Below are 13,071 nucleotides of genomic sequence, written 5' to 3' on the forward strand. Positions count from 1 at the left end.
ATCCAACTTGGATTTTTTTCGTTCGAATCGGAACTTGCAAGGACCCACGCCGGCTGCGAACGCCCGCGAATGTTCCTCAATAAAACAATAGCTTGAAGAGGTCGCCACACGCCCTCGGCGCTACAGCGTGATCGACCACCGACCGATGCACCGGCTGCTGCGCGCTGAAGTCGCGTATGGGCGACTGTTGACTGCATCAAGCCGGCGTTTCCTTACTCCGCCGCCGGCTCGTGCAATGCAGCGGTACACACCTGACCAGGAGTGCACGCGTACAGAACTCGGAATTCCCTATGGCTACCACAGACTTTTCGGCGCCATGCTAATTATGTCAAATTAATCTGACACGCTGACCTTTCATTTGATGCCAGGTTGACGATCACGCATCCGGCACTTTGTCGCGTTTATAAGACAAAGACACCGTGTCAGGGGCCTTCTTAGGCCGCTCAGGTTGCGAACACCGGCGTGTTCGCTCCAAAGCACCCACTCGACTGAAATCGGTTTCAACGAGAATTTAATTTCGATGGCCGCGCTTTTTATTATCTCTAAATTTAATATTTAGCTTCTGTCGCGCGGAATAATCTCACCTATACCACCAATAAAAAATTCACAATGAATTAATTCGTGAAAATATTCTAAAAATACCTTCACTTTGCTTCGTATGAGAAATGCAGAATTCGAACTCCACGCAGGTGATTCTGAGCGTCAAATGCGGAATGCATCCGCAATCTTTCGTTAATATAACTGAAATTCTTGGTGATCGCAAGATCCCACATAGTGCGATGGGGATTGATGTAATCCGCCTGTACAGGCGAATCGCGGCGGGGACACGTGAAATAATCGACCGACAAAAAAACCATGAATGATTCCAACCTGAACAGGCGGGCCGCGTTACGTAATTTAATTGAGTCGAAATGCATATTTCGCGCACCAAAATACAAGCTTGTATCGTCAAGCGGAAAATCCCTTAAATGGCTGATCGATTTGCGACCACTCCTTCTTTCTTCGGAAGGACTCGATACGCTTGCGGATTTATTCTGGAATCGCTATGCGGATCAACTGCCGTTTCAGGTCGGCGGCATGGAAATGGCCGCCGTCCCGCTCGTGGCTGCGATTCTTATGGCCGGCGCACGCAAAGGGCACCATCTCGGCGGCTTTATCATTCACAAAGAGCGTAAGCGTTATGGCCGGATGAACGCGATCGAAGGCGAGGTTTCGGATGCACCTATTCTGCTCGTGGATGATATTTTCAACAGCGGCGCGAGCATTGAACAATCACGTGTTGTATTAGCGGAAATTGATCGCCCCATCTGGAAAGTGTGGAGCGTGATCGACTACCAGTCCAATACGGGTGAGGGCTGGCAAAAGCGACATGGCGTTACAGTAGAGTCCGCATACGTTCTAGGTGATTTCGGCCTGAAACTGTCGGTTCCGACGAGCCATTCGACGCAGCTTTCGTTCCTCGTGCGCTGGCTCAGCAAAGCGACCTCCGCGAATCACCACTATGTCGTACCGAAATCCGCACCGCGCGCGCAAGGCGGCTTGATCTATTTCGGAACCGACAGCGGCGAAATGCGCTGCATCGATGGCGCAAGCGGCGAAACGCGCTGGAGTTTCAAGATCGAGGCGGCGCGCTCAAAAGGGATTTGGTCTACGCCGTACGTGACGCCCGGACGCGTTTTCTTCGGCGGCTACGACGGTAACCTGTACGCGTTGTGCGCCCAAAGCGGCCGGGAAATCTGGCGATACGTCGAACCCGATTGGATTGGCTCTTCACCGGCCTACGCATCCGACCTGAATCTGGTCTTTATCGGCGTTGAATACGCCAGTCCAACGCGAGGCGGCGGCATAGCCGCGATCGATGCTGAAACCGGTCACAAGGTCTGGGAATGCCCGGTCCGTTGCTACGTCCACGGCTCCCCGCTCTATGCCGCTGATGATTCGCTTGTGCTCTGCGGCACGAACGACGGTGCTCTGCTGGCGCTCGACGCACGTACCGGCGCACTCCGTTGGCAATTTCAGACGAACGGCGCGGTCAAGCATGCGCCCGCACTCGATCCCGATCGCCGGCAAGTCGTGTTCGGATCGTTCGACGGCGGCATTCGCGGCGTAAGCCTCGATAGCGGCGAACTGAAGTTCTGCATCCAGACCGGCAACGCCGTCTACACAACACCGCTGATCGACGGCGCTCGCGCCTACTGCGGCTCTACGGACAAGTACCTGTACGTGATCGATTTGGCGACCGGCGAAGGCATCGCGAAGATCGGCGCGCACTCCAAGATTTTTTCGTCTCCTGCCCGCATCGGCCCATGGATTTGGTTCGGAAGCACGAACGGGCGCGTACGTGCAATCGATCCTCAAACGTTTGCGCTCGCTGGTGTGTTTCAGCTTCCTGATGCCGTGACAACCGCCGTCGAATATGACGCGGTTAATCAGATGCTCACGGTTGCGACGACGGCCAATCGCCTGTACGGCGTGTCCGTGACGCCGCCAGTCGTGCGCGAACCAGCACAAGACGGGCAGTCGACGGTCGACGTGACCGCATTACAGCTTGCGCGGCGTGCTGTCGATGCAATTGCGAATCGTACCGCTCTGCCTGATCCGCTAGGATACAAATTGACCGGCGCTCTCCCGCAAGGTGGTGTCTTCGTGAGCCTGCGAAATCGCGCGACTTTGCAGCGCATCGGGCGCGGCGGTCAATGGACGTTCGACTCAAGCGACCTATCACCGGAATTGTCGGTCATCGTGGCGGTGACGAAGGCGTGCGCGAACCTGGCCGTCGATTCGCTTCGCGATACCGCCATTGGCGTAAGTCTGTTCGGACCGCTTGAGCAAGTCGCAGTCGATCAGTTGGATCACGAGAAATTCGGAATACTCGTGCGCGCAACGGCAGGCGGCAAGCTCGGCGGTGGGCTGCCGAACTCCCCTGAATACTGCAACGAACACGGCCAGTATCTGCACGCGCTGCGCAACGCCAAACTGACGCCCAGTGAAGGGCACACGCTTTACCGTCATACCGTTAAACGACAGACCGATGACATGTCGTGGCCGGCCTATGGCGTTCCGCTTCCATACGACGCGACGACACTGACGCGCTTCGTGTCGTGGTTGCTCGATCCGCGAAAGCAGGATGAGCTGGAAGATTCGCTCTCGGGCGTGGTAGATCGACTTTCCGCTCTGGCCGTCACTCGGTACATGGATGCAGCGTTCACAACGCAGCTTGTGCCGGCACCCAAGATGGCGAACTTGCGTGATCTGCAACAGTCCCTGCCGGACCAAGGTGCCGGTGCATCGCACATGTTCCTGTCACTGATATTCAGAGGCCGTCCTGTTGATCGCTCGCGCTGTCGCGGTCACTTCCGCATGGATCGGGATGCACTGATATGCCGAAACGGCAATCAGACGCAAGCTTTCTTGCCTGTATCGACATTGCATCGATGGACGGACGAAGAGTCGTTCATCGCGGCGCTGCCGGATATTCCGGCCTCAACCTGGGAAGTCGCTCCTTGCCTGACGTGGGCGATAGCAGACGACGCAAATCCCCTTCCAGTGCGCGGCGCATTCATCGAGCAGGCGCACACGCAACCGCCGTCGCAAGTGCTGCAACGCTCGGAATCCTGACGCACAACCTTTTCGCGTCAGCTGTTTCGACAACCGATTGTGAATCAATGGCTGCGCGGGTGCCATTGTGGATGTAGACGTCAAACCCGCATACTTCAGGAGTGAATCACATGCAAACGATTGACGATCTGGATTTGCTGCGCTACGTGGCTGGTGGTGATGGTGATGGCGGCGGTGACGGCGATGGTGATGGTGGCGGATACGGCGATGGCGATGGCGATGGCGACGGGGATGGTGACGGCGACAGTGATTCCGCAGCCGATTCGGCAGTAGGCAGCGACGCGACGTCGTTGGCCGACGCAGGCTTCAACTCCGATGCCAACGATGCCATCGGGCAGGCTGAAAACAACGGTCAACTCGCGGAAGCCACGAAGGGCTTGCAGGACGAATCAATGTCCACGTGGGGCGGTGCGGCCGTTGCCGGATATGACGCCGCGCAACAGGGTCTGTCGTTAGGTCAGGCTGAAACTGCCAACCTCGGCTCCTTCCAATCTTCTCCGATCGGTTTCGCCGCAGGATACGCGGTTGGCGCTGCCGCTCACGGGCTCGGTATCGGCGGCGGCGGTCACAACCACTAAGCAACGCGCTGGTGTACAGGCTATGAACCAAGCCTGATCGATGAATGACGGCGCGCTACTGGTCCCGCGACTGGACGCCTTATCTTCATCGGTATAGCACCACACAGCGCACCGAAAATTGCGTCGCCAAAAGCAAGCACCCGTTGTTTCACTCGATCATAATTCCATGAAAACTGAAGACAATATAGCGCGTGCGTTTATTGATCTTGCCAAGATTGGCCGAACTGATTGGCGAGCAACAGCATCGACGATCCTTCTTAGCGCGATCGTCAGTATCATCGGCACGCTTGGATTCCTGATGTTTTCAGGATGGACGCTGTATTTCAAGAATTTTGATGCCGCTCGGGCAGCTATCTCGCTGTACACCAATACAGCCAGCACCACGGGCATCATAGGCTTCTGGCTTGCATGCAAGATCGTCTTGCGACGCCCGTACCTCTCCCTGATTTCCGTCGACCTGCGTTTCCGACTTCGGCGTTGCCTGTTCGGCGCGGTCCTTTATCTTCCTGCCTTCGTGATAGCAGCCTTAGTCATGTCCATCTATACGTCGATTCGAATTGGCGCATGGACGCTTCCGTTCGGGCATCTTCAACCGCTGCAGGACATTCTAAGTTTTGGTCGGATTTTAGGGATGCTTGGCGCGTGGCTCGGCATTCTCGTTCTCGCGTTCGCCGAGGAATTGTTTTTCCGTGGGTGGTTGACGCAAACGCTCGGGCAATATGTGCGTTCCCCGCTCATCGTCGTCGCAATCGTTGCCGCCCTCTTCGCGATCTACCACACACATTACGACTGGCCCATCAAAACGACACTGTTCTTTTGCTCGCTTGGGTTTTCTGCATTGAGTTTACGCGATCGACGACTGGAACTGTCGATCGGGGCGCATACGATGATGAACATCTGCGCAATGATGCTGCCGATCCTGTTCTCCCACGCGCAGCAACATGCGCAAATTTCAACGTCCGGATTCGTAAACAATCCAGTCCTGATAGCTGACGCGGTTGTCTTTGCCATGCTCAAAGGTGTCCTGCCTTTCGCTTTGATGTACTGGTTTTTGAAGAAGACGAACGGCTGGTTTGTATCTAAAGAAGCCGCAAGCGCCATCGATGCTCAGCGCGTGTGATCATCCGCTGACAACAAGATAAGCATGAGAGAGACATCGACCGTCCCCAACGCAGAGCAGCCGGAAGAGAAACAGCCACGGCAAAGTAACCGTGCATTGCTATTCCGCCCCGCTGCGCTCGAATTTCGTCAGCATCAATGGCTCGGTGAGGTTGTGCTGACGGGTTCGGCACGCAGCCTCACGACCAGCATCGTGTTCTTCGCAATCGCGACCGCCGTCGTGTTGTTCATGATCTTCGGCGAGTACACGCGAAAGGAGGAAGTACAAGGCCGGGTCATGATCGACAACGGCGCGGCGGAGATATTCGCGCCAACGGTCGGCACGGTTATCCGCGTGCTCGTCAACGAAGGAGACGTGGTTAATGTCGGCCGGCCTTTGGTCGTCGTGTCAACAGAGCGCACTATCGCTGGCGGCAACTCGCGGCAGCAGATCGGTGTTGAACTGAATGCGCGGCGTTCCAGCCTGGAAGGCGACTCGCGGCATATACAAAGCATCGTCGAACAGAACATTGCGATGCTCAAGGCGAAGGCCATCGAACTGAGCGCGGGTATTCGGCATCTGGAGACGGAAATCACGACCCTTGAGGCGCGATCAAAGCTGGCAGAAATCGACAGTGCGCGGTTCGAACAATTGCGGCGTGACGATGTGGTGTCCCAATCCGAATTCGAGCAGCATGAGCAAAGCATGCTGATGAGTCAGGCGCAACTCGAAGACCTGCGAAAGCAACGTACGGCCTCTCAAGTGGAACTCGCGCAGGTTAAGGCTGATCTTCGAAATGCACCGCTTGATGAACAAAACCAACTGGACTCGATCCGTCGGCAAATGCTACAGGTGGACGGCGAAATCGCCGACAACGAATCCAACCGAGAAATCACGATACCGGCGCAAATCGCAGGCACCGTAACGGCTCTGCTCACTCGTCCCGGCCAGTCGGTCAACGGATCAACACCTTTGATGTCGCTACTGCCGCAAGGCGGGAGCCTCGACGTGAAACTGTTTGCGCCGAGCAAGGCAGTCGGTTTCGTCAAGATCGGCGCGCCCGTCGAATTGCGATACGAAGCGTTCCCGTATCAGAAATTTGGGGCCTACGCGGGCAAGGTCACGCAGATCGCTCGCACCGCCTTGAGCCCGTCGCAATTGCAGACCGCAACCGAAACGGGTGATGCCGACAGGTCCGAGAACCTGTATCAGATTACGGTTGCGCTCGATTCACAGACCATCAACGCCTACGGCGAGTCGATTCCCTTGCAGGACGGGATGCGCGTCGACGCAGACGTAGTGCTCGATACGCGCAAGCTGTACGAATGGGTACTGGAACCGCTGTACACGCTAACCCGCCGCTCGCCCTGACCGCAGTTCACGCTTTACCCTAACCAGAGCAACCATGAACCGCCAACTTCAATTCGGATTTCGGCGTAGTGTTGACGTGCATTTGCAAACCGAAGCAACGGAATGCGGACTTGCCTGCATCAGCATGATCGCAACGTTTCATGGCTACGACACCGATCTGCCAACGTTGCGGCGACGCTTTTCGCCATCACTCAAGGGGCTGACGCTGCTCGATCTTGTCAAGATCGGCGCATCCCTCGATCTTGCCGGGCGCGCGGTTCGACTGGAGCCGGAAGAGCTTCACCTGCTGCGGCTGCCGTGCATTCTGCATTGGGACTTTCGGCATTTTGTCGTCCTCGAACGAGTTGGCCGCGATCATGTGATGTTGGTTGACCCCGCGCTCGGCGCGCGGCGCATGCCGCTCAAGGAATTGTCGCTGCATTTCAGCGGCATGGCATTGGAACTCTTGCCGACGCCGGCCTTTCAGCCTCGCCGGGACAAGCAGGAAATCGGTCTGCGTTCCCTGATGGGTCGTGCAAGTGGTGTCGGGCGCGGGCTGCTCAGAATCTTCCTGCTCGCCCTTGCGCTTGAAGTCTTCACCATCGTTGCACCTTTCTATCCCGAGTGGGTCACGGACCAAGCCATTACGACCGGCGATCGACACCTACTTCTGATTTTGGCGCTGGGTTTCGGGTTGGTGCTGGTGATCCATATCGCGACAGAGGCAATGCGATCGTGGGCTGTCACGACGTTCAGCACGCTCGTGAATGTGCAATGGTTGGCGAACGTGTTCAGACATCTGCTGAATCTGCCGCTCGACTATTTCGGCAAACGTCACATCGGCGATATCGTTTCCCGCTTCGATAGCGTCAACACGATCCAGCAAGCGCTGACGGTCGGCTTCGTTGAATCCGTGCTCGATGGTCTCATGTCGATCGGCACCATCATTATCATGATCGTCTACAACGCCCGGCTATCGCTTATCAGTGTGGTTGCCGTGGTGCTCTACGCGATCTTGCGCGCCTGTATTTATGGCGCACTGCGCATGTCGAACCAGAAGCAGATTGTTTTCGCCGCACGAGGCAAAAGTCTGCTCATGGAATCAGTCCGAGGCATTCAGAGCGTGCGCCTGTTTGGTAAGGCGGAGGACCGGCTAGCCCGCTGGCTGAATGTGATCGTAAGCGAGAAGAACGCCGATCTGCGAACGCGACGGCTTCAACTGATCGCCACCACAAGCAATCATTTCATCTTCGGGCTCGAAGCGATTCTCGTAACCTACTTCGGCGCGCTTGCCGTCATTGACCGGTCGCTCTCGCTCGGGATGCTGTTCGCCTTCCTGTCCTATCGTGGGCAGTTCACCGCACGCTTTACTGCGTTGATCGACAAAGTTTACGAGCTGCGAATTCTCAAACTTCACGCGGCGCGACTGGCGGATATCGTGCTCACGAAACGGGAGCCGGATGAAGTGATGCGAGCGCCGGACGTGGATGAATTTGTGCCGACGCTCGAAGTCAAGAAATTGTCATACAGCTATTCGAAGAACGGACCGAAGATCATCGACAACCTCGATCTGCGTGTTGAGGCCGGCGAAGCTGTTGCAATTGTCGGGCCATCTGGCCAAGGCAAAACCACGTTGCTGAAACTGCTCGCAGGCTTGTTGGCACCGTATTCCGGGGAAATTATCGCGGGCGGGATACCGATTCGGCAAATGGGGCTTGCGAACTATCGTTCCCTGATCGGCGTCGTGATGCAAGAGGATCGACTGTTCGCCGGATCGATTGCCGAGAACATCAGTTTCTTCGATCCAACGCCCGACTTCGCGTGGATCACGGAATGCGCGGAAATGGCTTCCGTCAATGCTGATATTCGTGCGATGCCGATGGGCTACTACACCTATATCGGCGACATGGGGTCTGCCCTGTCCGCAGGTCAGCGGCAACGCGTGATGCTCGCACGCGCCCTTTACCGCCGTCCGAAACTGCTCCTGCTCGATGAGGCGACGAGCCATCTTGACGTGAACAACGAGCGCGCCGTGAACGCGGCGATGCGCAAGCTGAACATCACGCGGATCATTGTCGCGCACCGTCCTGAAACCATCGCAACAGCTGATCGCGTCATCGAACTTGGGCAGGTTCGGGAAACAGCATGAGAAAGAAGAATGTCGCGCTTCAGACGCTTTCATACCGTTGTGCGCTCGTTGTTGCCTGCCTCGCGGTCGCCAGGCTCGTCGTTCCGCTGACGCATGCGCAACTCGATCCTTTTTCGACGCGAAGAGGACTGGAAGACGTGTCGCCCTATTTGAACCGGATGGCACGCGCTACAGGCGCCTGTAGCGACGCGAGCCTTCATTCGCCTGTTTCCCTGTATGACGCAGTCAGCCGCGCTCTGTGCAGCGATCCGACCGTGCGCGAGAGCTGGGCGAACATGGTCTTGAACGCGGCTCAGGTGGGTGTCGCAAAATCTGCGTGGTTGCCGACGCTAGACGCCAGTGGCACACGTTCGCGTACAGTTGAAACCGAAACCCTATCTGGTCCGACACTGCCTGATGCGATGGGCCGCGCATCGGATCGTTATGGCGAGTTGCGGCTCTCGTGGGTGCTCTTCGATTTCGGGAGGCGTGATGCGAATCTGGCCTACTATAACGGTCTTCTTGAGCTTTCCAAGGCGAGCCATACCGAAGCACTGCAATCTGTGTTCGAACAGGCCGCAGCGGCGTTTTACTCAGTCTGGACTGCACAAAGCACATTTGATGCTGCGGGCAACGCCGAGGCGAATGCCGAACGAAGCTTTCAGATTGCCCGGCATAAACACCTTGCAGGCGCCGGTACACTGAACGATGAATTGCAGGCAAAGGCCGCGTGGCAGGAAGCAATTTACACACGCGTGAACGCGACAGGTGCGCTCAAGGCAGCGCAGGGCACCTTGTGTCTACGCATGGGAATTCCCGTCGAAACCTCCATTGAAGTCGATGTGAGCGCGGGCGCTCAACCGGACGTGAATTTCACGTCTTCGATTGCTGATCTGCTGGCGCTCGCAAAAGCTGTCAACCCGAAGGTACGCGAGGCGCAAGCACTGATCGAAGCTGACGACGCGAACGCGAAACTTGCACACAGGGAGGAACTGCCCACGATTTCCTTGTCCGGCTCGTTGAGCAACGACAAGTCATTAGGCGCATTTCCACGCGACACGCGCACGTACAGCAAATATGTGGGAATTCAGATCAGCATCCCGATCTTTTCAGGGTTTGGTCAGGAGTATCACCGTCAGGCATCGGAAGCTCAAGTTGATATCGACCGCGCAAGCCTGCACAAAGCCGAACTGGAAGTCGCGTCGGCAGTATGGCGCAACTATCAGGACGTGATAACGAAGACGGCCAATCTACAGGTCGCCTCTTCGACGCAGGAAAGCGCGCAGGAAGCATACGACGTGGCGAGCAAACGCTACAGTGCCGGCGTCGGTCCCCTGCTCGATGTTCTGAACGCCCAAACTACCCTCGCAACGGCGCGACGTCAGGTCGTGCAATCTCAGGCCGATTGGCGTGTGTCGAGGCTAGTGCTGGCATTTTCGATTGGGACGCTCGACGGCGAGCGTTGGACGCCGCACGCTGAAGCGCCATGACGATATTCGTCGTCAACAACGCTACGACGGAGATTTTTCTTGCCTTCTCTGCGACTTCTTATCCGGGCCTTGCCTGTGCCAATCACTGCATCAATGTCATCCGTTGCCGGACCGATGACCAAGACGGCCACGATGCCTGAACGTCAGCTTGTCGATACGCCAGTACCGGTCGTGCAACCAGGGCGCTTGGTCGGCGCAGGCGATCAAGCGACGCAGTCGACGCGGCTTGACGCCTCCTTCAGCATCGGATGCTCGACGCACGGCGCATCGAAGGCGGAAAGACGGACGTCCGCCGGACTGCCGCCGTCGCCGCTCATACGCGGTCGATCACCCGGCACGATCGGCACGCACCGGGAAACCGACGCTCAGTCGTAGTGCTTGTTGCGCTTCTTCTTGTGCTTGTTGCCGTGATAGTGGTCGTTGGAACGGGCGTTGTTGCGCGACACGTGGCCGCCCAGCGCCGCGCCCGCGCCGCCGCCCACGGCTGCGCCGACGAGACCGCCCGCCGTACCGCCCATCGCATTGCCCGCTGCGGCGCCCGCGCCGCCGCCCAGTGCGCCGCCGACGACCGCGCCCGTGCGCTCGCGCTTGTTCGACGTGACCGCACCGCCCGCGCCGCCGCCTACCGCACCGCCGATGACCGTGCCCGTGCTGCCGCCGATCGCATTGCCGACCGCCGCGCCCGCGACGCCGCCCAACGCACCGCCCAGTGCGTTATTCGTATCGCCTGCCACGGCAGGCAACGACACCATCGCCGTCACGCCGGCCACCACTGCCATCACACCCAGTTTCTTCAGCATCTGTCCGCCCTTCTGATTTTCGAGATATCGACGGGAATTTAGCACCATTCCGTTAAGCCTATCGTAATGAAGCGTTAAATCGGGCGTGTTCCCGGCTCGAACGCCACGCGCGCGGCTGCGCCTGCGCACCCGGACCGCGCTCGCGCCACGAGGCAGCGAAGAACCGAAGAACCGAAGAACGCGATCCTGCATTACCATCGGGCGTCCACCGCGCCTGCCCGTATCCGGCAAGCGGGCCTGCCACCTCCCTCGTTGCGCTCCGATGCTCGCTCTCGTCATCCTCGCCGGCCTCTGGGCCGGCCTGCAGAACACCCTCGCCGGCGGCGGCTCGTTCGTCACGCTGCCCGCGCTGATCGTGTCGGGCATGTCGCCGCTCGCGGCGAACATCACGTCGACGGTCGCGCTGTTTCCCGCGCAGGTCACGACCGGCTGGGCCAGCCGAAAAATGGTGCGCGGCGCGGGCAAGCTGTCGTTTCGCGCGCTGTTCGTGATCAGCGTGATCGGCGGCGCACTCGGCGGGCTGCTGTTGCTGAAGACGCCTTCGTCGATCTTCTCGCGCCTCGTGCCGTGGCTCGTGCTGTTCGCGACCATCGTGTTCGCGTGGGGCAGCTTCTTCCGCAAGCCGCGCGAAGGCGCGGCGCACCTCGGCACCGTCCCTGCCGCGATCTCGCAATTCATGATCGCGATCTATGGCGGCTACTTCGGCGGCGGACTCGGCTTCCTGATGATGGCCGTGTTGACGATGGCCGGTCTGTCGCCGCGTCACGCGATGTCGACGAAGAACGCACTCGCGGGCGTGATGAACGCATCGGCCGTCGTGCTGTTCGTGACGTCGCCACACCTGCACTGGGGATCGGCACTCGCGCTCGGCGGCGGCGCGATCGTCGGCGGGCTGCTCGGCACGTGGGCGCTGCATCGCGTGAACGAACGCATCCTGCGGATCGGGATCGTCTGCATCGGCGTCGTGCTGACCATCGGATTGTTCGTCAAGCCGATCTGACGCACGCGCTTCCCGCCCAACGATAACGAGAGGCAGGAGAGGCGGACAACGCTTTGAGGCAAAGCCTCAAGCAACGGCACATCACGATGATCGCGCTTGGCGGCGTGATCGTGCGCGTGATGGTGTGCTACGTCGGCTCGGTGTCGATCCCGATCCTGTGCATGCCGTGGACCGACAAGGCCAACCGGAAATCGCCGCAAGTGTCGCTGTCCAACATCGCGGGCTTCACGGGTGTGGCCGTCGCGATAAAGATCGTGCTGTTCGAATCGTTCATGTCGGTGATGAACGCGTTCCTGGCGCGAGGATGCGTCGACCGGCGGCCGGCGTGCGCGTTCAGCCGAACGGCCGCACGCCGATCAGCGGACCGTGCAGGAACCGCGCGAACACGGCCCAGACGACGATCCCGCCCAGCACGGCGACGATGTCGCCCGACAGCGCGCCGGCCGGGTAGCGAACGCCGTCGCGGCGATCGCGCGCACGCGACACGACGAAATCGACGATCGACCACACGAAGAACGCACCGAACAGCACGACCGCATGCACGGTGCCGTTCACGAGCAGGTGCGCCACGGCCCAGACCATCACGCCGGCCAGCATCGGGTGTCCGACGAGCGTCTTGATCCGGTTGCGCGGCACGTACGACGCGGCGATCAGCACGAACGCGACCGCGGTCAGCATGCCCGTCAGGTGGCGCACGCCGACCGGCGACACCCACAGCAGCGTCGCGCCCGAGCGGGCGATCCCGTACCCCCAGACGATCAGCACGAAGCCGACGACCGACGCGATCGAATAACCGCCCTTCCAGCCCTTCTCGCCGATCCGCTCGATCGTCGTGGAGCGCCAGCCGCCGGCGACGATCCGGATCGAGTGCACACCGAGGAAGATCGCTAAACCGAGAATCAGGACGAGCATCGACTGTCTCCGTCTGGAATGATGAGTGGGGATACGTTCCGCGCGACGTACGATGCGCCGTTCGCGGAGCCGGCGGCAAGGCCGGCGCGGGCCGCG

9 protein-coding genes and 1 pseudogene are annotated in these 13,071 nt (G+C 58.9%); 8 read left to right on the plus strand and 2 right to left on the minus strand.

Annotated features, from left to right (window positions below; genetic code table 11):
* The first annotated feature begins 855 nt into the window (after positions 1–855).
* From WJ12_RS30575 to WJ12_RS30600, 6 genes are all read left to right on the plus strand, one after another.
* Complete coding sequence (locus tag WJ12_RS30575; RefSeq protein WP_082744638.1) at positions 856–3,618, plus strand: outer membrane protein assembly factor BamB family protein; 2,763 nt, start codon at positions 856–858, stop codon at positions 3,616–3,618.
* 110 nt (positions 3,619–3,728) lie between these two features.
* Positions 3,729–4,196 (plus strand): hypothetical protein, encoded by a 468-nt coding sequence (locus WJ12_RS36665; protein WP_156444738.1) that lies wholly within the window; start codon positions 3,729–3,731, stop codon positions 4,194–4,196.
* Positions 4,197–4,362: 166 nt separating this feature from the next.
* Positions 4,363–5,316 (plus strand): CPBP family intramembrane glutamic endopeptidase, encoded by a 954-nt coding sequence (locus WJ12_RS30585; RefSeq protein ID WP_082744640.1) that lies wholly within the window; start codon positions 4,363–4,365, stop codon positions 5,314–5,316.
* A 24-nt stretch (positions 5,317–5,340) separates the two neighbouring features.
* The gene (locus tag WJ12_RS30590) at positions 5,341–6,666 is read left to right on the plus strand and encodes an HlyD family secretion protein (protein WP_082744641.1); all 1,326 of its coding nucleotides are present in this window, start codon (positions 5,341–5,343) and stop codon (positions 6,664–6,666) included.
* Positions 6,667–6,700: 34 nt separating this feature from the next.
* On the plus strand, positions 6,701–8,794 hold the full coding sequence (locus WJ12_RS30595) for a peptidase domain-containing ABC transporter (RefSeq protein WP_034189359.1): 2,094 nt from the start codon (positions 6,701–6,703) through the stop codon (positions 8,792–8,794).
* Positions 8,791–10,263: a TolC family protein gene (locus tag WJ12_RS30600; protein ID WP_082744642.1), complete on the plus strand. Its 1,473-nt coding sequence runs from the start codon at positions 8,791–8,793 to the stop codon at positions 10,261–10,263. The genes WJ12_RS30595 and WJ12_RS30600 overlap by 4 nt, the downstream gene beginning before the upstream one ends.
* Positions 10,264–10,628: 365 nt before the next feature.
* On the opposite strand, the gene WJ12_RS30605 is transcribed toward WJ12_RS30600, so the two are convergent.
* Positions 10,629–11,063 carry a hypothetical protein gene (locus WJ12_RS30605; RefSeq protein ID WP_034189357.1) on the minus strand — a complete coding sequence of 145 codons (435 nt, stop codon included), beginning with the start codon at positions 11,061–11,063 and terminating at the stop codon, positions 10,629–10,631.
* Between the two features lie 262 nt (positions 11,064–11,325).
* Here WJ12_RS30605 and WJ12_RS30610 point away from each other — a divergent pair, with 262 nt between their 5' ends.
* Entirely contained in the window at positions 11,326–12,063 is a 738-nt protein-coding gene (locus WJ12_RS30610; RefSeq protein WP_059556817.1) for a sulfite exporter TauE/SafE family protein, read from the plus strand.
* Positions 12,064–12,149: 86 nt separating this feature from the next.
* Positions 12,150–12,350 (plus strand): annotated as a pseudogene (locus WJ12_RS37065) (GABA permease); the annotation flags it as partial.
* A gap of 46 nt (positions 12,351–12,396) precedes the next feature.
* Here the strand turns inward: WJ12_RS37065 and WJ12_RS30615 are convergent.
* Positions 12,397–12,975: an NnrU family protein gene (locus WJ12_RS30615; protein ID WP_059556818.1), complete on the minus strand. Its 579-nt coding sequence runs from the start codon at positions 12,973–12,975 to the stop codon at positions 12,397–12,399.
* Positions 12,976–13,071: the final 96 nt, after the last annotated feature.

This window comes from Burkholderia seminalis (genome assembly GCF_001718535.1).
In the GTDB taxonomy this organism is placed as follows: Bacteria; Pseudomonadota; Gammaproteobacteria; order Burkholderiales; family Burkholderiaceae; genus Burkholderia; species Burkholderia seminalis.

Coding starts and splice junctions, on each gene's coding strand:
- WJ12_RS30595 (WP_034189359.1), top strand. CDS start 6,701: ATGAACCGCCAACTTCAATTCGGATTTCGGCGTAGTGTTGACGTGCAT.
- WJ12_RS36665 (WP_156444738.1), top strand. CDS start 3,729: ATGCAAACGATTGACGATCTGGATTTGCTGCGCTACGTGGCTGGTGGT.
- WJ12_RS30615 (WP_059556818.1), bottom strand. CDS start 12,975: ATGCTCGTCCTGATTCTCGGTTTAGCGATCTTCCTCGGTGTGCACTCG.
- WJ12_RS30575 (WP_082744638.1), top strand. CDS start 856: ATGAATGATTCCAACCTGAACAGGCGGGCCGCGTTACGTAATTTAATT.
- WJ12_RS30590 (WP_082744641.1), top strand. CDS start 5,341: ATGAGAGAGACATCGACCGTCCCCAACGCAGAGCAGCCGGAAGAGAAA.
- WJ12_RS30605 (WP_034189357.1), bottom strand. CDS start 11,063: ATGCTGAAGAAACTGGGTGTGATGGCAGTGGTGGCCGGCGTGACGGCG.
- WJ12_RS30600 (WP_082744642.1), top strand. CDS start 8,791: ATGAGAAAGAAGAATGTCGCGCTTCAGACGCTTTCATACCGTTGTGCG.
- WJ12_RS30610 (WP_059556817.1), top strand. CDS start 11,326: ATGCTCGCTCTCGTCATCCTCGCCGGCCTCTGGGCCGGCCTGCAGAAC.
- WJ12_RS30585 (WP_082744640.1), top strand. CDS start 4,363: ATGAAAACTGAAGACAATATAGCGCGTGCGTTTATTGATCTTGCCAAG.